The 19,628-nt window shown below is 70.2% G+C and carries 17 protein-coding genes and 1 rRNA gene; 11 read left to right on the forward strand and 7 right to left on the reverse strand.

All coding sequences use genetic code 11. The features are described from left to right. Nucleotides 1–148: 148 nt before the first annotated feature. Nucleotides 149–1,711 (forward strand): FAD-binding oxidoreductase, encoded by a 1,563-nt coding sequence (locus ACZ63F_RS09705; protein ID WP_469709925.1) that lies wholly within the window; start codon nt 149–151, stop codon nt 1,709–1,711. 171 nt (nt 1,712–1,882) lie between these two features. Here the strand turns inward: ACZ63F_RS09705 and ACZ63F_RS09710 are convergent, their stop codons facing one another. The 5 genes from ACZ63F_RS09710 to ACZ63F_RS09730 all read right to left on the reverse strand — a co-directional run bounded on the left by ACZ63F_RS09710 (nt 1,883) and on the right by ACZ63F_RS09730 (nt 6,547). After that, nucleotides 1,883–2,575, reverse strand: a complete 693-nt coding sequence (locus ACZ63F_RS09710; RefSeq protein ID WP_469709926.1) for a phosphatase PAP2 family protein — start codon at nt 2,573–2,575, stop codon at nt 1,883–1,885. Nucleotides 2,576–2,768: 193 nt separating this feature from the next. After that, nucleotides 2,769–3,788, reverse strand: coding sequence for a C40 family peptidase (locus ACZ63F_RS09715; RefSeq protein WP_469709927.1), 1,020 nt, complete (start codon nt 3,786–3,788; stop codon nt 2,769–2,771). Between the two features lie 86 nt (nt 3,789–3,874). Then, the gene (locus ACZ63F_RS09720) at nt 3,875–4,648 is read right to left on the reverse strand and encodes a trypsin-like serine peptidase (RefSeq protein WP_469709928.1); all 774 of its coding nucleotides are present in this window, start codon (nt 4,646–4,648) and stop codon (nt 3,875–3,877) included. A 99-nt stretch (nt 4,649–4,747) separates the two neighbouring features. After that, nucleotides 4,748–5,515 carry an SDR family oxidoreductase gene (locus ACZ63F_RS09725; RefSeq protein WP_469709929.1) on the reverse strand — a complete coding sequence of 256 codons (768 nt, stop codon included), beginning with the start codon at nt 5,513–5,515 and terminating at the stop codon, nt 4,748–4,750. Between the two features lie 123 nt (nt 5,516–5,638). Then, a complete protein-coding gene (locus ACZ63F_RS09730; RefSeq protein WP_469709930.1) occupies nt 5,639–6,547 on the reverse strand; it encodes an oxidoreductase in 909 nt (302 codons plus the stop codon). Nucleotides 6,548–6,655: 108 nt separating this feature from the next. Here ACZ63F_RS09730 and ACZ63F_RS09735 point away from each other — a divergent pair, with 108 nt between their 5' ends. From ACZ63F_RS09735 to ACZ63F_RS09775, 9 genes are all read left to right on the forward strand, one after another. Next, nucleotides 6,656–7,258, forward strand: a complete 603-nt coding sequence (locus ACZ63F_RS09735) for a TetR/AcrR family transcriptional regulator (RefSeq protein WP_469709931.1) — start codon at nt 6,656–6,658, stop codon at nt 7,256–7,258. 295 nt (nt 7,259–7,553) lie between these two features. Then, nucleotides 7,554–8,927, forward strand: coding sequence for a S53 family peptidase (locus ACZ63F_RS09740; RefSeq protein ID WP_469709932.1), 1,374 nt, complete (start codon nt 7,554–7,556; stop codon nt 8,925–8,927). A 426-nt stretch (nt 8,928–9,353) separates the two neighbouring features. Next, nucleotides 9,354–10,661 (forward strand): S53 family peptidase, encoded by a 1,308-nt coding sequence (locus ACZ63F_RS09745; protein ID WP_469709933.1) that lies wholly within the window; start codon nt 9,354–9,356, stop codon nt 10,659–10,661. A 342-nt stretch (nt 10,662–11,003) separates the two neighbouring features. Beyond that, the gene (locus ACZ63F_RS09750) at nt 11,004–11,312 is read left to right on the forward strand and encodes a hypothetical protein (protein ID WP_089101683.1); all 309 of its coding nucleotides are present in this window, start codon (nt 11,004–11,006) and stop codon (nt 11,310–11,312) included. 140 nt (nt 11,313–11,452) lie between these two features. Beyond that, nucleotides 11,453–12,283, forward strand: coding sequence for a DUF8175 domain-containg protein (locus ACZ63F_RS09755; RefSeq protein ID WP_469709934.1), 831 nt, complete (start codon nt 11,453–11,455; stop codon nt 12,281–12,283). Continuing rightward, the gene (locus ACZ63F_RS09760) at nt 12,273–13,622 is read left to right on the forward strand and encodes a hypothetical protein (protein ID WP_469709935.1); all 1,350 of its coding nucleotides are present in this window, start codon (nt 12,273–12,275) and stop codon (nt 13,620–13,622) included. Before ACZ63F_RS09755 ends, ACZ63F_RS09760 begins: the two co-directional genes overlap by 11 nt. Beyond that, a complete protein-coding gene (locus ACZ63F_RS09765; protein WP_469709936.1) occupies nt 13,619–15,178 on the forward strand; it encodes an SCO6880 family protein in 1,560 nt (519 codons plus the stop codon). Before ACZ63F_RS09760 ends, ACZ63F_RS09765 begins: the two co-directional genes overlap by 4 nt. A gap of 14 nt (nt 15,179–15,192) precedes the next feature. Then, nucleotides 15,193–16,608, forward strand: coding sequence for an ATP-binding protein (locus tag ACZ63F_RS09770; protein WP_469709937.1), 1,416 nt, complete (start codon nt 15,193–15,195; stop codon nt 16,606–16,608). A gap of 11 nt (nt 16,609–16,619) precedes the next feature. After that, complete coding sequence (locus tag ACZ63F_RS09775) at nt 16,620–18,113, forward strand: P-loop NTPase family protein (RefSeq protein WP_469709938.1); 1,494 nt, start codon at nt 16,620–16,622, stop codon at nt 18,111–18,113. Here the strand turns inward: ACZ63F_RS09775 and ACZ63F_RS09780 are convergent. Beyond that, nucleotides 18,110–18,676, reverse strand: a complete 567-nt coding sequence (locus ACZ63F_RS09780) for a GNAT family N-acetyltransferase (RefSeq protein WP_469709939.1) — start codon at nt 18,674–18,676, stop codon at nt 18,110–18,112. The two genes, ACZ63F_RS09775 and ACZ63F_RS09780, sit on opposite strands and share 4 nt — an antisense overlap. Nucleotides 18,677–18,771: 95 nt before the next feature. Here ACZ63F_RS09780 and ACZ63F_RS09785 point away from each other — a divergent pair, with 95 nt between their 5' ends. After that, a complete protein-coding gene (locus tag ACZ63F_RS09785) occupies nt 18,772–19,320 on the forward strand; it encodes a cysteine hydrolase family protein (RefSeq protein ID WP_469709940.1) in 549 nt (182 codons plus the stop codon). Nucleotides 19,321–19,389: 69 nt separating this feature from the next. Here the strand turns inward: ACZ63F_RS09785 and rrf are convergent. After that, a 5S ribosomal RNA gene (gene rrf / locus ACZ63F_RS09790) occupies nt 19,390–19,506 on the reverse strand. Nucleotides 19,507–19,628 lie beyond the last annotated feature (122 nt).

Below are 19,628 nucleotides of genomic sequence, written 5' to 3' on the forward strand. Positions count from 1 at the left end.
CCGGTTCCAACGGGCGGGTTACGCGAACATTTCTTCGCCGTTCGCCATCGCAGTCGTTATGGCGTCACTGCGTTCGTTACACCGCACGGGAACCCATGTGCGACGGACGCCGTCTCGTCCCACGACAGCCGAAGCGAAAGGCACGGGCATGGAACGGCGTACCTTCATATCGGGCGGGGCGGCCGCCCTCGCGGCGACCGCACTGACGGGGTGCAGCTCCGGCAGCGCCACCGCGACCCACACGACCGGGGCGCCACTTGCGACCACATCCTCTCGTACGGCACTGAAGACCACCAGCGCAGTGGCCGCGGCCAACTGGACGGCCCTCGCGCACGCCCTGGACGGCACCCTGGTCCGCCCCGGCGACGCCACCTGGACCACCGCCCACCAGCTCTACAACACCCGCTTCGACGGCCTGAAGCCGTCGGCGGTCGCCTACGTGGCCCACGCCGACGACATCCGCACCACCCTGTCGTACGCCCGGGCCCACGCGCTGAAGGTCTCGATCCGCAACGGCGGCCACTCCTACGCGGGCTACTCCTCCGGCGACGGCCGCCTGATCCTCGACGTCTCCAGGCTGAACCGCATCCGCGTCAGCGGCGGTACGGCGGTCGTCGGCGCCGGTTCCAAGCTGATCGACGTCTACCGGGCCTTCGCGGCCAAGGGCGTGACCATACCGGCGGGCTCCTGCCCCACGGTCGGCGTCTCCGGCCTGGTGCTCGGCGGCGGCCACGGTGTCGCGTCCCGCGCGTACGGCCTGACCTGCGACAGCCTCACCCAGGCGACGCTGATCACCGCGGACGGCACGCAGGTGGTGGCCAACGCCTCGACGAACAAGGACCTCTTCTGGGCGCTGCGCGGCGCCGGCAACGGCAACTTCGGCGTCGTCACGGAGCTGCAGTTCAGGACCCACCCGACCCCGCAGGGGGTGACGGCGTACCTGACCTGGCCGTGGGCGAAGGCGGCGCAGGTGTTCAAGGCCTGGCAGGAGTGGGGTCCGTCCCAGCCGGACGAGATCTGGTCCTCCCTCCACCTGGAGAACTCGGGCAGCGGGCCCCGCGTCTCGGTCGCCTGCTTCTCGATGGGCACGTACGGCGAACTCCAGAACGCGGTGGACGCCCTCGCCCACAAGGCCGGCGCCAACGCCTCCTCCGTCTCCCTGCGGCGCCACGCCTACGAGGAGGTGATGGAGATCTACGCCGGCTGCTCCTCCTTCGCCACCGAGCCCCAGTGCCACCTGCCCGGCTCCACCCCCGGCCGCTCCCCCCAGGGCAAGCTCGGCCGCGAGACGTACACGGCCCGCTCCGACTTCTTCGACCGCTCCCTGTCCGCGGCCGGCATCCAGACGGCCCTGCGGCAGATCGCCGCCGTCCGGGGCGGCGCGGGCAGCATCGCGTTCACGGCGCTGGGCGGAGCGGTGAACAGGGTCGCGCCGACCGCGACGGCGTTCGTGCACCGCCGGTCGCGGATGCTGGCGCAGTACATCGTGTCCTGGGGGGCCGGGGCCTCCGGCAGCACCGGGCAGTCCTGGCTGAACGCGGCGCACACCGCCATGAAGCCGTACGCCTCCGGCGCGGCCTACCAGAACTACACGGACCCGACGCTCACGGACTGGAAGAAGGCGTACTTCGGCGACGCCGTGACGAAGCTGGGCAAGGTGAAGCAGCAGTACGACCCGAATCGGTTCTTCTCTTCGCCGCAGGGGCTGTAGAGAGGGGTGGCTCGGCGGATCGTGCATCCGCGGGCGCGCGGGGGCTGATCGCGCAGTTCCCCGCGCCCCTCAAAAGACACAGCCGCGGGCAGTCGTGCCGCTGGGGCGGCACGGGTGGGCGCGGGGGCACCCTGCAAGCGCCGGTAAGCGTCCCCACCCCCCGGCCCCCGCCTAAGCTGCCAGGTCACGCTCCTCGGCTTCGACCGGTGTCCGGCCCCCCGGCACCAGTCCCACCCCCGTCGACCGCCGCCGCACGATCCACCCCACCCGCGCCGACGCCTCCACCGCCTTCATCACCGGCGTCAGCAGCGCGGTGGCAAGCGGGGACAGCAGCAGGACGACCGCCGTGCCGAGGGCGAACCCCCCGACCACGTCCGTCGGGTAGTGCACCCCCATGTACACCCGGCAGAAGCCCTCCAGCAGCGCCAGCCCTATCCCCGCCGCCCCGAACCTCCGGTTCGCGACGAACAGGCCGACCCCCAGCGCCATGGTGATCGTGGCGTGGTCGCTCACGAAGGAGTAGTCGGTCTTGCCGGAGACGAGGACGTCGATGCCCTGGTGGGTGAGGAACGGCCGGGGCCGCTCGACGAAGCCGCGGATGGGGACGTTCACAAGGACGGCGATCGCGGCGGCCAGCGGTGCCCACACCAGCGCGGCCATGGCGGACGGCGCGTCCTCGGCCCCCCGGCGCCGCACGGACCACCAGCACCACACCACCAGCAGCACCATCGCGACCAGCAGCCCGTACTCCCCGACGAACTCCATGGCCCGGTCGAACCAGTGCGGCGCGTCCTTGGCCAGGCCGTTGATGTCGTAGAGCAGGTCGACGTCGGGGTTCGACCCGGATTCGGCGATTACAGCCATCGCGCTGCGGCCCCTTCGTCGTCGTTCCGGGACGCACCTGGTGTGCGTCGCTCGCTGCCACCCCCGTGGTCGGCTACGTCAACAGGAACGCATGGCCCCCACCACTACGTTCCAGGTTCCACCGAATGATCACGCAGACGTTATCGAAGAGAGACACGAACCCCCAGCTCAGGGGGTGGGTTATACGCTCCGTTCACACCGTGGTGGGGAGTGCTTTCGCGCCATCCTCGGTGACCCGGGTGGCCCCGAAGTAGTCGGCCGAGTCGATGGGGTCGAACCGGATCACGGCCCCCGTGTAGGGCGCGTCGATCATGTATCCGCCGCCGACGTAGATCCCCACGTGGTGGATGGCGCGGGAGTTCGAGAGGTCGGTGGAGAAGAAGACGAGGTCGCCGGGGAGCAGCTCGCCCCGGGAGGGATGCGGTCCCGCGTTGTACTGGTCGTTGGCGACCCGGGGCAGCGTGATCCCGACACTGGCGTACGCCGCCTTGGTCAGCCCGGAGCAGTCGAAGCGGCCGTTGTCCGCCGCGGTGCCGTTGCCGCCCCAGAGGTAGGGCGTGCCGAGCTTCTCCTGGGCGTAGTTGATGGCCCCGGCGGCCTGCTTGGTCGGGGAGAGCCGGCTGACCGGCGCGGCGAAGCTCTCCTCCAGGGTGGTGATGGTCCTGACGTAGTTCTGGGTCTCCTTGTACGGCGGCACACCCTTGTACTTGATGACCGCGTACGCCCCCGCGTTGTAGGCGGCGAGCATGTTCTCGGAGATGTTGCCGGGCACGTCCTTGACGTACGAGGCGAGCTCGCAGTCGTAGGAGGCGGCCGACGGGATCGCGTCGTTCGGGTCCCAGACGTCGCGGACCCCGTCGCCGTTCCCGTCGATGCCGTGGGTGGCCCAGGTCCCCGGGATGAACTGAGCTATCCCCTGCGCGGCCGCCGCGCTCTGCGCCTTCGGGTTGAACCCGCTCTCCTGGTAGAGCTGTGCGGCGAGCAGGGCGGGGTTGATGGCGGAGCAGAGGTTGCCCCACCTCTGCACGAGCGTGGAGTACGCGGCAGGCACCGCTCCCTTGGCCAGGGTCTTGCCGGCGCCGCCGACCCCGTTGAGGAGGTTCCCGGCGACGACGTACACACCGATGACGAGCAGCATGACGAAGCTCACGCCGAGCGCCGTCACCGCGCCACCGATCACCCATACTTTCCGCACGCCCCAACCCTCCCCCATGTCAGGGCTGTTCAACGCCATTTCGGCCGAGAGTGGCGCTATTTCACAGGAAGACGGCGCACATGACGCGCCCTCAGCCGACCCGCTCAGTCACCCTTGGCGTCCTTGTACAGCTCGGCGGCCTCCCGGCCGAGCACCACGCTGTAGGAGACGTCGGGGGTCGTCCCGCCCTGCTCGTGCCCGCCGAGGATCCCGACCACCTCGTGGTCCCCGTTCACCCAGGGGCTACCGCTGGTGCCGCCGGTGAACTCGGGGCAGTCGATGCGCTGTTGGGTGGCGCTGCGCGGAACGGGCTTGTTGGTGCAGCTGACGGGCACCTCACGGGAGTCGGGGTAGCCGGTGACGGTGACGGCGGTGGCGCCGGTGGCCACACCCGCGGCGAACCGGTTGCTCCCGGTCACGTCCTCGACCCGCTTGCCGTCCCGCTCCGCCACGACCGCGAAGGCGACGTCACTGTCCTCGCTCTGCCCGTGGGCCCACCCGTCGGGCAGGTACCGCTTCCCGAGCCTCCACACCCCGTACGGCGCCTGCCCGTCCCGGTACCCGGGCACGAACACCAGGCCGGTGGCCTCCCCCACCCCGTCGAGGCAGTGCGCGGCGGTGACGATCAGGTCGCGCTGCGGGCTGTGCACCACGGAGGCGGTGCAGAAGTGGTTGCCGGACAGGTCCCCGGCCTTGTCGGCACCGAACAGCGCCCCGACCCGCGCGCTCGCCGGCGAGGCCCCGACCACGGCGGTCACCCCGAACGGCCCCGCCGCCTCGTCGGCGGCCGCGACGGAGGCCGAGGTGGCGGCCAGCACGACGACGGCACAGAGGGCGACGCGTCGCAAGGTGGCGGAGATGCGTGAGGTGCGCTTCATCGCGCCTACTGTCTCCCACAAAGGTGAGAAACGGTTCCCGACTTCACTGAGATTTTTCTGGGAACCGCCCTTGCGGCCGGTTCAACCCCGCCGGTCGGCTCAGAACGTCGTCGTCATCCCGCCGTCCACCGCGATCGTCTGCCCCGTGATGAAGGACGCCGCGTCGCTCGCCAGGAAGACGACGATGCCCGCGATCTCGGCCGGGCGGCCCCAGCGGCCGAGGGCGGTGCGGGTGCGGAGCCATCTGTTCCACTCCGGGTCCTCGGCCAGCTCCGCGTTGACGTCGGTGGCGAAGGTGCCCGGGGCCACCGAGTTGACCGTGGTGCCGCTGGGGCCGAGGTCGGCGGCGAGGGCCCGGGTCAGGCCGTCGAGGCCCGCCTTCGCCGTGGCGTAGGCGATGTCGCCGATGCGGCCGAGCTGGCCGACGACGGACGAGACGTTGATGATGCGGCCCGGGGTGCCCCGCTCGGCCAGGCCACGGGCGACCGTCTGGCTCAGCGCGTACGCCGACGTCAGGTGGACGTCGAGCAGCGCGGACAGCTCGTCCGGCGCCATCTCCTCGACGCCCCTGCGGTCCCGGTGGCCCACGTTGTTGACAAGGATGTCGATCGCGCCGAGGGCGGTCACCGCCTCCTCGGCCGCCTCGCGGTCGGTGACGTCGAAGGCGACGCCCGTGACGTCCAGGCCGTCGTCCTCGCGCAGGCCCGCCGCCACCTCCTCCAGCGTCACGGCGTCCCGGCCGTTGAGGACCACGTGCGCACCGGCGCCCGCCAGGCCCCGCGCCATCTCCAGGCCCAGCCCCCGCACGGAGCCGGTCACCAGGGCCGTCCGCCCGCCGAGCGAGAAGTCCACGGCGCCGCCGCTCATCCGGCCACCTCCCGCAGAACCGTCGTACCCGTCGTACCCGTCGTGTCCGCTCACCGTATCCGGGTGCCGTGACGGGCCGGCCGGGCGTCCAGCAACTGGGCGGTCACCGGGACGGACCGGCGTTCACGCGGCCTCGACACCCAGCGGCCACCGCACCCCCGTCAGCTCCTCCGACAGCGTCCACAGCCTGCGGGCCGCCGCCGGGTCGCTCGCCGCCGCGCTGCGGGCGACCAGGGCCGGCGCTCCCCGCATCTCGCCCAGGCCGTCCGGGCCGACATAGCTCGCGCCCGGCAGGTCCTGGGTCGCCGCGTACAGCGTGGGAAGGGTGCCCGCGCGGTCGTCCTGGGCGAAGAGGCGGTTGCCGAGCCGCATGCCCAGGCGGGCCAGCGGGTTGGCGGTGTGGCTCTGCAGGTTGGTGGCCGCGTAGCCGGGGTGGGCGGCGAGGGCGCGGACCCGGGAGCCGGCCTCGGTCAGCCGGCGCTGGAGTTCCAGCACGAACAACAGGTTGGCCAGCTTGGACTGGGCGTAGGCGCGGGTCGGGGTGTAGGCGCCCTCGAGGTTCACGTTCTCGAAGCGGATCACTCCGTCGCCGCCCCGGTGCAAACCCGAGGAGACGGTGACCACGCGGTCCGTGACGTACGGCAGCAGCAGGTTCGTCAGCGCGAAGTGGCCCAGGTGATTGGTGCCGAACTGCATCTCGAAGCCGTCCTTGGTGCGCAGCTCCGGGAGCATCATCACGCCCGCGTTGTTGACCAGGAGGTCCAGCGGCCGGTCCCAGCCCGCGGCGAACTCGCGTACCGAGGAGAGGTCGGCCAGGTCCAGGCGGCGCACCTCGGTGCTGCCGTTCACCCGCGCCGCGGCCGCCCGCCCGCGCTCCGGGTCCCGTACCGCCAGCACCACGTGCGCACCCGCCCGGGCCAGCGCGTCCGCGGCCGTGAAGCCGAGGCCGCTGTTGGCACCGGTGACCACGGCCGTACGGCCGGCGAGTGCGGGAAGGTCGGACGCGTTCCATGTGCGATTCTTCTCAGCCATACCCGCCAATGTAGGCGTCGACAACAATGCTGTCAACGACAACAAAGCTGACAGCGACAACAAAGCTGACGTCGCCTACAAAGCTGGCAGCGACTACATCGGGTTACGATGGCCCCCATGCCGCAAAGCCGCCCCTACCACCACGGAGACCTGCGCGCCGCCCTGCTCACGAGCGCCGAGCGCACCCTGCGCGAGAAGGGCCCCGCAGCGCTGTCCCTGCGCGAACTGGCCCGCGAGACCGGGGTGAGCCACGCCGCCCCCGGCCGGCACTTCAGGGACAAGCAGGCCCTCCTGGACGCGCTCGCGCTCAGCGGGTACGAGCGGCTGAACCAGGCCCTGGCCGCCGCGGACCTCCCGGACGCCGCCCTCGAACCGCGCCTGACCGCACTCGCCCGCGCCTACGTCGGCTTCGCCGTGGGCAACCCCGAGCTGCTGGAGTTGATGTACTCCCGCAAGCACGCCCCGGACGTCGGCACCGACCTGGCCACCGCCGCCGAGCTCTCCCTGGGCTCCTTCGTCGTGCTGGTGGCCGACGCCCAGCGGCGCGGCGAGATCGTCCAGGGCGACCCGGAGGCCGTCACCCTCACGGCCGCGGCCTGCATCCACGGCCTGGCCGCGCTCGCCACCAACGGCACCCTCGCGCCGGACGCGGTCCTCGCCGGCCTGGACCAGCACGTCCATCTCGTCCTGCACGGCCTCAAGCCCCGCTGATCCAGGCTCGGTTCAGGTCACGCAACGGCTCGGTACGCCCCGATCAACGCGCATTGAGCCCCGCCCCGAAGGGGCTCCGGGTCAACCGAACCCCAACTTCCGGCCATCCGGGCCCCAATGATCAGTAAGCCCTTCCCGCGCTTCAGTAACGCGGAAGTCAGGATTCCGAAACCCGCCTTGTTGTCGCGTACTCAACAAGGGGATGGTTCGTCGCGGGCCGCCGCCCCCACCGGCAACCACGCCGGTGGTCCCCCACCCGCAGGCCTCTGCCCCACCTCTCCCAGGAGGCTGTACGTTGCGTACGCCCACCCCCAACTCCCCCCACATACGCGGTAGATGGCGCCAGCTCGGTTCGGCAGCCGCCGCCACCGCCGCGCTCCTCGTGGCCGGCTTCGGCACCGCGGCGCACGCCGACGCGGCCGCCGCGACCGCCACCGCGACCCACAAGGTCAGCGCCAAGGCCATCGCGGCCCAGGTCGCCAAGGCCCACGTCCAGTACGCGAAGGCCGGCTGCGGCGCCACCCCGAAGGCGGGCTACGCCGCCTGCAACGCCCTCAGGGTCACCGGCGGCACCACCGCCTTCATGGAGAAGCAGGCCGCCCTCGAGGGCGTCACGCCGAAGACCGTCAAGCCGAACGCCGCCTCCGACTCCCCCACCGGATACGGCCCGAGCGACATCCAGTCCGCCTACGGCCTGACGGACGCCGCCGCCTCCAACGGCTCGGGCGAGACGGTCGCCATCGTCGACGCGTACGACGACCCGAACGCCGAGGCAGACCTCGCGACCTACCGCTCGTACTACGGCCTGTCGGACTGCACGACCGCCAACGGCTGCTTCAAGAAGGTCTCCCAGACCGGCTCCACCACCTCGCTCCCCTCCGCCGACAGCGGCTGGGCCGGCGAGGAGTCGCTCGACCTCGACATGGTCAGCGCGACCTGCCCGAACTGCAACATCCTGCTCGTCGAGGCGAAGTCGGCCTCCGACGCCAACCTGGGCACCGCGGTGAACGAGGCCGTCAAGCTGGGCGCCAAGTTCGTGTCCAACAGCTACGGCGGCTCCGAGTCGTCCTCGGACACGTCGTACGACACCTCGTACTACAAGCACGCGGGCGTGGCCATCACCGCGAGCGCCGGTGACGAGGGCTACGGCGCCGAGTACCCGGCCGCCTCCCGCTACGTGACCGCCGTGGGCGGCACCGCCCTGAAGACCTCCTCCAACAGCCGCGGCTGGACCGAGTCGGTCTGGAAGACGTCGAGCACCGAGGGCACCGGTTCCGGCTGCTCCGCCTACGACGCCAAGCCCACCTGGCAGACGGACGCCAGCTGCTCCAAGCGCATGATCGCCGACGTCTCCGCGGTCGCCGACCCGGCCACCGGCGTCTCGGTCTACGACTCCTACGGCTCCGACGGCACCGGCTGGAACACCTACGGCGGCACCAGCGCCTCCTCGCCGCTGATCGCCTCGGTCTACGCCCTGGCCGGCACCCCGGGCAGCAGCGACTACCCGGCCGAGTACCCGTACGCCGCGGCCGGCACCTCCGCCCTCAACGACGTGACGAGCGGCAACAACGGCACCTGCTCCACCTCGTACTTCTGCACCGCCAAGTCGGGCTACGACGGCCCGACCGGCTGGGGCACCCCCGAGGGGCTCGACGCCTTCACCGGCTGAGCCCGTCACCGATTGACCTCCCCGTCGGGTCACGGGGAGCCGCCACCGTGAGGGGGACGTGGGGTCCCCTCGGCGGCAGGGAAAGAGAGACGGGCCACGGCATCCGGCCGTGGCCCGTCTTTCCCGTGCCCGACGGCTGCGGTTTGTTGTCCCTTGGCAACTCCCGTGCATCTGCTGTGAGTTACGTCAAGTACCCGTCACCCGCGATCCAACGGTCCGTCATCGAAGGGTCACGCGAAGGCCCCGTTCGGCAATGCGGAAGTCAGGATTCCAGCAGCCTCTTGTTGTCGCGTACTCAACAAAGGATTCTCTTCGCGGGCCGCCGCCCTCGCCGCCGAACCCCCATACCGACGGCGAAAGCACCAGATCGCACCCGCACCGCCCCTGTTCCAACCCCCAAGTACCGGAACTCAGGAGGCTGCACGCATGCGTTCCACTCCCGCCGACAGACCGTCCACCCGCGGTAGCTGGCGCCGGATCGGCGCCGCCGCAGCGGCCACGGCCGCACTGGTGTTCGCCGGCTTCGGCACCGCCGTCCAGGCCGACGCGACACCCTCGGCGTCGTCCAAGGTGACCTACACCGCCACCCCCTGCGCCACCCCCAAGCACAAGGGCGAACTCGCCTGCAACTCCTACCGTGTCACCGGCGGCCTCACCGCCTACCAGAAGCAGCAGGCCGCGAAGACCGGCATCACCCCCAAGGCCGCCGACGCGTCCACCCCCTCCGGCTACAGCCCGACCAACCTCCGGTCGGCCTACGGCCTCACCTCCGCCGCGGCCTCCAACGGCTCGGGCGAGACCATCGCGATCGTCGACGCGTACAACGACCCGAACGCCGAGTCCGACCTCGCGACCTACCGCTCGTACTACGGCCTCTCCGCCTGCACCACGGCCAACGGCTGCTTCAAGAAGGTCAGCCAGACCGGCTCCACCACCTCGCTGCCCTCCTCCGACGCCGGCTGGTCCGAGGAGATCTCCCTCGACCTCGACATGGCCTCCGCCATCTGCCCGAACTGCAACATCCTGCTCGTCGAGGCCACCAGCGCCACCATGGCCAACCTGGGCAAGGCCGTGAACGAGGCGGTCACCCTGGGCGCGAAGTTCGTGTCCAACAGCTACGGCGGCAGCGAGTCCTCCTCCGACACCTCGTACGACTCCTCGTACTTCAACCACACCGGTGTCGCCATCACCGTCTCCGCCGGTGACAGCGCCTACGGCGCCGAGTACCCGGCCGCCTCCCGCTACGTCACCTCGGTCGGCGGCACCAAGCTGTCCACCTCCTCCACCACCCGCGGCTGGACCGAGACCGTCTGGAAGACGTCCAGCACCGAGGGCACCGGCTCCGGCTGCTCCTCCTACGACGCCAAGCCCAGCTGGCAGACCGACACCAGCTGCACCAAGCGCATGATCTCCGACGTCTCCGCGGTGGCCGACCCGGCGACCGGCGTCTCCGTCTACGACTCCTACGGCGTCACCGCCGGCTGGTACACCTTCGGCGGCACCAGCGTCTCCGCGCCGATCATCGCCGGCGTCTACGCCCTCGCCGGCACCCCGGCCAGCGGCACCTACCCCGCCCAGTACCCGTACGACTACGCGGGCACCTCGTCGCTCAACGACGTGACGAGCGGCAACAACGGCTCCTGCTCCGTCTCGTACTACTGCACCGCCACCACCGGCTACGACGGCCCGACCGGCTGGGGCACCCCCGAGGGCATCACCGCCTTCGCCAACTAGTCCGACCAGTAACGGCTACTCCCCGACGGGTCGCGGCAACCAGCCGCGGCCCGTTCGTCATGAGAACATCGGGACGGTGGCATTCACCCGACTGGCCGTCAAAAACCCCGCCAGGTCGTAAAAGGGCACAACGACGGAACTACACCACAGGTTCCGCCCAGGCCTCATTGCCCGGCGTGACCTGCCGTGATACACAGAGTGACCGTACGGTCCCTTCGTACGAAACCCGCCAATCAATGACGTCAAGTCGACATACTCCGGCGGCGTTGTCGGCGAGAATGATGCGTGACCTCTGCACCGGGCAGGGGCGGACAGAACTACCCACCAGGGGCGGTGACTTACATGTTCCTTGCAGCCGACAAGGGTGACATCAACACCATCATCGGCGGAATCGCTCCGGACTGGGGCCCCTTCGGCAGCCTCGGCAACGAAGCGAAGACGATGATCCAGGTGGTCATGGCCGTCGCCATCCTGCTCTGCCTCGGCATCGCCGTCTGGGGTGCCGCCAAACAGCGCATCGGCGCCACGGCCCTCCGTGACACCTTCAGCGCCGAACAGGGCAAGGGCCTCATCATCGCCGGACTGACCGGGGTCTTCATCATCGGCTCCCTCGGCACCCTGTTCACCATCGTGTACGGCATGGCCGTCTAGCTGCCTGGACCTCCGTATCCCCCGCTCCGAGGTTGCGTCTCCCTGATGTCGAGTCACCACACCGCGCCCGCGCGGGAACCAGCACGGCTACCGTCGTACTGCTACGCGTTCCGGTACGACGTGGAGGGGGAGTACCCGGTATGAGCCTCGGAGACGAGCCCGGCTACCCGGAGACCGGCCACACCCGCACCCGGCTGCCCGAGGGCGACCCGTACGGCGGCGCCTCCCGGCGCGGCGGCCGGTCCTCCTCCCGGAGCCTGGTCACGGTCGTCGGCGTGGTCGTCCTCCTCATCGCGGCGATCGCCTTCGCGAACAGAGGCGGCAACGACGGCTCCTCGGACACCACCGGCAACGCCGGCAACGCCGGCAAGGGACCGGCCACCTCCTCGACGGCGGCCAGCGGGACCAAGCCGGTGGAGACGAAGAGCGACGGAATCCCGACGGGATACGCGCACAGCGCACAAGGAGCGCAGAGCGCGGCGGCCAACTACGCGGTTCTGCTGGGCTCGACGGGCATGTTCAACAAGGAGAGCCGACACTGGATCGTCGACGGCCTCTACACATCGACCGCGGCGGCCAAACTGCAGAACGCCCTGGACACCGCCTACTCGTCGAGCTTTCTCGGCAAACTGGGCCTCGACGCCAGCGGCAACGCGCCACAGGGCAGCACCTTCGTGTCCCGCACCGTCCCTGTTGGCACCAAAGCCGAACAGTACAGCGACGCCGACGCCAAGGTCTCCGTCTGGTACATGGGACTCATCGGCATGTCGGGCACCTCCTCGACCAACCCCGTGACCACCACCTGGAAGACCTGGACCTTCGACCTCCAGTGGTCCGGCAGCGACTGGAAGATCAGTACAGACTCACAGACGGACGGACCGGCGCCGGTTCCCGGCGACGACCAGGCCGCCACCTCCGATGCCATCAGCAAGGCCGTCGAGCAGTACGGAGGGTTCACTTATGCCCGGTAACCCGCGTCATGCCCTGAGGTTCGCCGGCGTGTTGACCGCCGTACAGACCAGCGCCGTACTGCTGGCCACACGTGCCGTGGCAGACCCCACACCGTCCGCTTCTCTTTCTCCGTCGCCTTCTCCCAGCGCATCTGCCAGCAGCAACTCCTGCAACCTGCTGATCGGCCCCGCCAAGCAGTACTGCGAGAGCGACAGCGGGTCCGGCAGCAGCGGCTCCACCACCGACCCCCTCACCTCCACCCTCGACCCCCTCACCTCACTCGGGCAGGGCTGCGCCAAGGCCGCCTCCTGGACCATCGACAAGCTCAGCGGCGCCGTCAAGGAGACCGCGAACGTCGACTTCACCAACGAGAAGTTCCTCCAGCAGTACGCCGTCGTCTTCGCCGCGTCGACGATCCTCACCCTGCTCCTGTGGCTGCTGGCCGTGGCCAAGCGCGCGGTACGGGGCGTCCCCCTCTCCACCGCCATCTCCGAGGCCATCGGCTTCCTCTGGCTCACCGTCCTGGCCTCCGCCTTCACCCCCCTGATCCTCTACACGGTCGTCTCGGCCACCGACGGCGTCACCGACGTCCTCGCCAAGACCACCGGCGACCAGACCGACACGTTCTTCGGCACCTTCTCCGGCGCCCTCAGCAAGGGCACCGACATAGGGGGCGGCCCGATCATGCTGATCGTCGTCTCCCTCGTGAGCATCCTCGCCGCCGGCGTCCTCTGGCTGGAGCTCGTCATCAGGGCCGCCCTGCTCTACGTCGGCGCCCTCCTCGGCACCGTCGTCTACGCCGGCCTCGTCGACAAGAACCTCTGGGGTCACGTCCGCCGCTGGGCCGGCATCATGATCGCCGTCATCCTCGTCAAGCCGGTCATCGTGATAGTGCTCGGCCTCGCCGGCGCCCTGTCCTCCGACGCCGGCCCGGACTCCTTCTCCGCGGTCGTCTCCGGCCTCGCCATCATCCTGCTCGCCATCTTCGCCAGCGCGATGATCTACCGCTTCGTGCCCGGCTTCGGCGACGAGATCGCGAACGGCCGCAGCAACCGCATCATGCAGGGCGCCGAGGGCAAGGCCGCCGCCGTCATCAGCAGCCCCGCCAACCTGGTCGCCCAGGGCATCAGAACCCACAGCGCCCGCACCGACAACAACGGCGGCGGGGGCGGCGCCTCCGGAGCCCGTCCGGCCAACCCCGCCTCGGGCGGCGTCGCCGCGCACAGCACGCGCACCCCGAACGGTGGTGGCGGCGGAACTGTCCCCTCCGCCGCACCCGCACCCCGGGCGCCCAGCCCGGTGAACACCCCGCACGCCAGCAACACCCGCAACAACAGCTCGGGAGGTGAAGGGCGTTGACGACAGAGTCCCACCTGTCCCATCCGATCACGCCCCGCCGTACGTATCTCATCGGCCGCGCCCGGCCGAACGCGATCATCGGCAGGAACCGTGAATCCGGCGAGATCGTGCTCATCATCGCGGGCGCGTTCCTCGGCATGATGTGCGGGCTCCTCGTCCCGGTGCTCTCCCTGCGGATCGTGCTCCTGATGGGGTTCCCGCTGATCGCACTGGCCGCGGTCTACGTGCCGTACAAGCGCCGCACCTTCTACAAGTGGTTCGAGATCAACCGCAGTTTCAAGCGGACGCTGCGCAACGGCACCGTCTACCGCTCCACCGCCTCCGAGGCCGGCACCCGCCTCGACGGCCGTGAGGTCGAGATCGGCCCGCCGCCCGGCATCGGCCGCATCACCTGGCTCGCCGCGCCCTTCGGCCCCGACGAGATCGCCGTCCTCCTGCACGCGGACCGCAAGACGGTCACCGCCGCCATCGAGATCGAGGGCCCCGGCGTCGGCCTGCGCGACTCCGAGGACCAGGAAGCCCTCGTCGACCGGTTCGGCACCCTTCTCAAGCACGTGGCGAACGGCGACGGCTTCGTCACCCGCCTCCAGATGCTCGCCCGCACCCTCCCCGCCGACCCCGACGCGCACGCCAAGGACGTCGCCCAGCGCGGCGACGACAAGGCCCCGGACTGGCTGTCCCGCTCCTACGACCAGCTCCAGTCCATGGTCTCCACCAGCAGCGAGCAACACCGCGCCTACCTCGTCGCCTGCATGCACTACTCCCGCGAACTGGCCGCCGAGGCCCAGGCGATGGCCCGCGCGTCCCGCCCCCAGTCGGGCCGCAAGCTGGACCGCGACGCCGGTCTCGCGGTCGTCATGGCCCGCGAACTGACGGACATCTGCTCGCGCCTCCAGGAGGCGGACATCCGCGTCCGCCAGCCCCTGGGCCAGGGCCGCCTGGCGTCGTTGATCCACTCCATGTACGACCCGGACCACCCCATCGACCACATCCAGGCCATGACCCAGCGCAACGCCTGGCCGGCCGAACTGGACGCCATGGAACCCACGTTCCTGCAGGCCAAGACCCGCGAGTCCAGCACCCGCGAGCCCTGGTGCCACGCCACGGCCTGGGTGAAGGAGTGGCCGATGACACCGGTCGGCGTCAACTTCCTGGCCCCGCTCCTGGTCCACACCCCGGACGTCATCCGCACGGTCGCCGTCACCATGGACCTCGAACCCACCGAGGTCGCCATCGAGCGCATGCTCACCGAGAAGACCAACGACGAGGCGGAGGCGTCCCGCGCCGCCAAGATGAACCGGACCGTCGACCCCCGCGACATCGCCGCCCACAACCGCCTCGACCAGCGCGGCGAGGACCTGGCCAGCGGTGCGGCCGGCGTCAACCTGGTCGGCTACATCACCGTCTCCTCCCGCTCCCCGGAAGCCCTCAACCGCGACAAGCGCACGATAAGGGCGTCCGCCGGAAAGTCGTACCTGAAACTGGAGTGGTGCGACCGCGAGCACCACCGCGCCTTCGTGAACACACTGCCCTTCGCCACCGGAATCCGAAGGTAGAGGCTGATGCGCTGATGAGGGACCCGCTGTCCGTCCTCACCGAAGCCTTCACGTCCTTCCTGTTCGGGAAGGTCGAGACGACCCGCTCCCCGGTCCGCACCTCCACCGGCCAGGCCCAGGCGGTCTACCTCCCCACGGCCGCCCCCGGCCTCGGCGACTCCGGCGTGATCATCGGCCGCGAGGTGTACTCCGGCAAGGGCTACATCTACGACCCCTTCCAGCTCTACGGCCAGCAACTCCCCGCCCCGCACTGGCTGGTGCTCGGCGAGTCCGGCAACGGCAAGTCGGCCCTGGAGAAGACCTACGTCCTTCGCCAGCTCCGCTTCCGCGACCGCCAGGTCGTCGTCCTGGACGCCCAGGGCGAGGACGGCGTCGGCGAGTGGAACCTCATCGCGGAAGAGCTGGGGATAACGCCGATCCGGCTCGACCCGATGGCCGCCCTCGACCACGGCATCCGCCTCAACCCGCTGGACCCGGCGATCACCACCACCGGCCAGCTGGCGCTGCTGCGCACCATCATCGAGGTCGCGATGGGCCACGGCCTCGACGAACGCTCCGGCTTCGCCCTCAAGGTCGCCCACTCCTACGTCAACGAGTCGATCCTCGACCGCCAGCCCGTCCTGACGGACATCGTCGAGCAGCTACGGCACCCCGAGCCGGAGTCGGCCGAGGCGATGAACGTCGCCATAGACGACGTACGGGCCTGGGGCCTTGACGTCGCTCTGGTCCTGGACCGCCTGGTCGACGGCGACCTGCGCGGCATGTTCGACGGCCCGACCACGGTCGGCATCGACCTGGACGCCCCGCTGATCGTCTTCGACCTCTCCCACATCGACCGCAACTCCATCGCCATGCCCATCCTGATGGCGATCGTCGGCGTGTGGCTGGAGCACACCTGGATCCGCCCCGACCGCAAGAAGCGCATCTTCCTGGTCGAGGAGGCCTGGCACATCATCGCCAGCCCGTTCGTGGCCCAGCTGTTCCAGCGGCTGCTGAAGTTCGGCCGCCGCCTGGGTCTCTCCTTCGTCGCGGTGGTCCACCACCTCTCCGACGTCGTGGACGGCGCGGCGGCCAAGGAGGCGGCCGCGATCCTGAAGATGGCGTCGACAAGGACGGTCTACGCCCAGAAGGCGGACGAGGCACGAGCGACCGGCCGCGTCCTCGGACTCCCCCGCTGGGCGGTCGAGATCATCCCGACCCTGACCCCAGGCATCGCCGTCTGGGACGTCAACGGCAACGTCCAGGTGGTCAAACACCTGGTCACCGAGACGGAACGCCCGCTCGTCTTCACGGACCGCGCGATGACCGAGTCCTCCAGTGACGTACTGAACCCGGACGACGCCCTCATCGCCGCCGAACTGGAAGCGGAGCAGAGGGCGGCGGCCTTCGTGGAGCAGCACCTCGGCGACTCCGAATCGACGGTGGCGTAGGGAGGCCGTTCGTGAGACCGGACCCTCGGCAGGAACGCGACCAGCAGGGCGGCGGGATCCCCGACGGCCTGCTGGTCGGCATACTCGGGTTCCTGCTCGGCATCACGATCCTGGTGTGGACGGCGACGGGACTGGCGGCGTGGTTCGCCCACGGCAGCTGGCCGTCGACCGTCGACCTCTCCCACACCCCGCTCGCGATGCGCCATCTCGTCGGTTCCCCGCACGACATCACGGGCGCCTGGCCGGACACACCGGCGGACCGGCTGGCCGGCTGGGGACTGTTCTGGGGCCTGTTCATCGGCCAGCTGATGGTCCTGATCGTCCTCACCGTGTTCGTACTAGGGACGATCGCCCGGTGGCGGGCCGGCAGGAGAAGACGGGCGGCGACGGCGAAGACCGGACGCGCCACCCCGGTCCCGGAGCCCCGCACCGAACCGGAAAGAGCCCAGGAGACCTATCAGCCGGCCTTCCAGGAGGCCCTCCTGACGCCGGCGGTCCCGGCACCCACCACAGAGCCGGAACGCCCCCTGGAGGACATCCCTCCCGCCCCCCTCCCGGCCCACAGTGACCGGCCGGGCACCTGGACCAGGATCCACGTCGCACCGCGGGAGAGCCGGCAGACGACCGCGACCCAGGCGATCCAGGACGCGCTCGGCCCCGCCCTCGTCGTCACCTCGAACCCCGCCCTGTGGTCGGAGACGAAGGACGCCAGAGCCAAACTCGGCCCCGTCCTCCTCTACGACCCCAACCACCTCTGCGACACCCCCGCCCGCTTCCACTGGTCCCCCACGGCCCACTGCGAGGACAAGCCCACCGCGACCCGGCGCGCACAGGCCCTCCTCGCCCCGGTCCGGCCCACCGCGAAGATCGACCAGACCGTCACCGACACGGCCGAGACCCTCCTGCGCAGCTACCTCCACGCCGCCGCCCTGGAGAACCGCACGGTGCGGCACGTCCACCGCTGGGCCCAGGGCACCGGCGTCCAGGACGCCGTACGGACCCTCCGCACCCACCCGAAGGCCGCCCCCGGCGCCGCGGGCGAGCTGGAGGCCGCCCTCACGTCCCATCCCGAGCGCCGGGACATCGCCCAGGAGTTGACGGCCAGGGCACTCGCGGCCCTCTTCACGGTCAACATCCGCGAGGCGTGCACACCCAACCGAACCGATGCCCTCGCCCTGGATTCCTTCGTCGCCGAAGGGGGCACGCTTTATGTGGTCGGTGAATCCATCGAGGACCCCAGGACCAACCCCGGCGCGATGCCCCTCCTGACGGCCCTCGTCTCCAGCGTGGTCGAGCACGGCCGGCGCATGGCCGAACGGTCATCCTCCGGTCGGCTCGACCCACCACTGACGCTGGTCCTGGACGACGTGGCGGCCGTCGCCCCGCTGCCCCAGCTCCCCGACCTGCTGGCCACCGGCACCGACCAGGGCCTGCCGTCCCTCGCCCTGCTCCGCTCCCACGAACAGGCCCGCTCCCGCTGGCCGCACCGGGAACTGCCGGTCTAGGCCGGCCACTCCAGCACGAACTCGAACTCCCGCTTCCCCGCGTCCGCCTCCAGCCGCACGGTCACGCCGCTCGGCACGAACCCGGCCTTCCGGTAGGCCCCTTGGGCCCGGGGGTTGTCCTCGTGCACCAGCAGCCGCACCCGCTGGGCGCCACGCTCCCTCGCCCACGCCACACCGGCGTCGAACAACGCCTTCACCAGCCCGCTCCCCCGGTGCTCGGGCCGGACGAACACCCCCACCACATGCCCCTGCCGCCGCTCGACCGGGAACCCGGCCCAGTCCGTGGACCCGGCCTCCTCGATCAGTACGGTCACGGTCCCGGCCCACTCCCCGTCCGCCGTCTCGGCGATGAACTGCCGCGCGCCACTCGCCTCCTCCGCCGAACGCGCCGCCCGCTCCCGGTAGAAGGAGTCCGGCCGCCCCAGGGCGTCGTCATAGGTCTCGAGAAACGCGACGTCCGCAACCGGATCCCGCAACGCGACGAGCCGCAGCCGCTTGACGGCCTCCCACTCGTCGGCCCGTATCGCGCGAATCACGTAATCACCGCTGGTCATAGGACTCATACGGCCACGCTAACGCCCACCGCCCACCGCACTCACCTGGTTTCTCGGTCGGCTTGCCAACCCGCCTGTCAGTGCCGGGGGCTACGGTGGCCGCCATGACGACTCTCCCGAACCGTCCGAACACCGCCCTGCTGATCGTGGACGTGCAGAACGGGGTGGTGGACAGCTCCCACAACCGCGACGAGGTCATCGCCAACATCAACGCCCTGCTGGCCAGGGCACGTTCCGAGGCGGTCCCCGTCGTCTGGATCCAGCACGCCAGCGACGAACTCAAGCCGGACAGCGCCCCGTGGCAGTACGTCCCGGAACTCGTCCGCGACGCGTCGGAGCCCCTCGTCCACAAGCGCTACGGAGACTCCTTCGAGGACACCGAGCTGGAGTCCGTACTCGCCGAGCGAGGAATTGGCCGCCTGGTCGTCACCGGAGCCCAGACCGACGCCTGCATCCGCTCCACCCTGCACGGCGCGATGGTCCGCGGCTACGACGCGACGCTGGTCGCCGACGCCCACACCACGGAGGACCTGACCGCGTACGGCGCGCCGGCCCCGGAGCAGGTCATCTCGCACACGAACCTCTACTGGAGCTGGCAGGAGGCCCCGGGCCGAAAGGGCGGCACGGTCGAGACCGCGGACGTCACTTTCTGAACCTCCTGCTGAACTTCCTGGTAAACGCAGAAAGGCCCACGCCAGTGGCGTGGGCCTTTCCCAATATTTGTTCGGCGGTGTCCTACTCTCCCACAGGGTCCCCCCTGCAGTACCATCGGCGCTGTAAGGCTTAGCTTCCGGGTTCGGAATGTAACCGGGCGTTTCCCTCACGCTATGACCACCGAAACACTATGAAGTTAGACCGGAAAAAACACGGTCGTTGCCTCAGAACTAACACAGTGGACGCGAGCAACTGAGGACAAGCCCTCGGCCTATTAGTACCGGTCACCTCCACCAGTTACCTGGCT

The sequence above is a fragment of the Streptomyces sp. NPDC104761 genome (assembly GCF_055583445.1).

Excerpts from the sequence above, each read along its gene's own strand:
- ACZ63F_RS09730 (WP_469709930.1), bottom strand. The coding sequence starts at position 6,547 with ATGGCTGAGAAGAATCGCACATGGAACGCGTCCGACCTTCCCGCACTC.
- ACZ63F_RS09705 (WP_469709925.1), top strand. The coding sequence starts at position 149 with ATGGAACGGCGTACCTTCATATCGGGCGGGGCGGCCGCCCTCGCGGCG.
- ACZ63F_RS09715 (WP_469709927.1), bottom strand. The coding sequence starts at position 3,788 with ATGGGGGAGGGTTGGGGCGTGCGGAAAGTATGGGTGATCGGTGGCGCG.
- ACZ63F_RS09750 (WP_089101683.1), top strand. The coding sequence starts at position 11,004 with ATGTTCCTTGCAGCCGACAAGGGTGACATCAACACCATCATCGGCGGA.
- ACZ63F_RS09735 (WP_469709931.1), top strand. The coding sequence starts at position 6,656 with ATGGCCCCCATGCCGCAAAGCCGCCCCTACCACCACGGAGACCTGCGC.
- ACZ63F_RS09760 (WP_469709935.1), top strand. The coding sequence starts at position 12,273 with ATGCCCGGTAACCCGCGTCATGCCCTGAGGTTCGCCGGCGTGTTGACC.
- ACZ63F_RS09720 (WP_469709928.1), bottom strand. The coding sequence starts at position 4,648 with ATGAAGCGCACCTCACGCATCTCCGCCACCTTGCGACGCGTCGCCCTC.
- ACZ63F_RS09785 (WP_469709940.1), top strand. The coding sequence starts at position 18,772 with ATGACGACTCTCCCGAACCGTCCGAACACCGCCCTGCTGATCGTGGAC.
- ACZ63F_RS09780 (WP_469709939.1), bottom strand. The coding sequence starts at position 18,676 with ATGAGTCCTATGACCAGCGGTGATTACGTGATTCGCGCGATACGGGCC.
- ACZ63F_RS09755 (WP_469709934.1), top strand. The coding sequence starts at position 11,453 with ATGAGCCTCGGAGACGAGCCCGGCTACCCGGAGACCGGCCACACCCGC.
- ACZ63F_RS09710 (WP_469709926.1), bottom strand. The coding sequence starts at position 2,575 with ATGGCTGTAATCGCCGAATCCGGGTCGAACCCCGACGTCGACCTGCTC.
- ACZ63F_RS09770 (WP_469709937.1), top strand. The coding sequence starts at position 15,193 with ATGAGGGACCCGCTGTCCGTCCTCACCGAAGCCTTCACGTCCTTCCTG.
- ACZ63F_RS09745 (WP_469709933.1), top strand. The coding sequence starts at position 9,354 with ATGCGTTCCACTCCCGCCGACAGACCGTCCACCCGCGGTAGCTGGCGC.
- ACZ63F_RS09725 (WP_469709929.1), bottom strand. The coding sequence starts at position 5,515 with ATGAGCGGCGGCGCCGTGGACTTCTCGCTCGGCGGGCGGACGGCCCTG.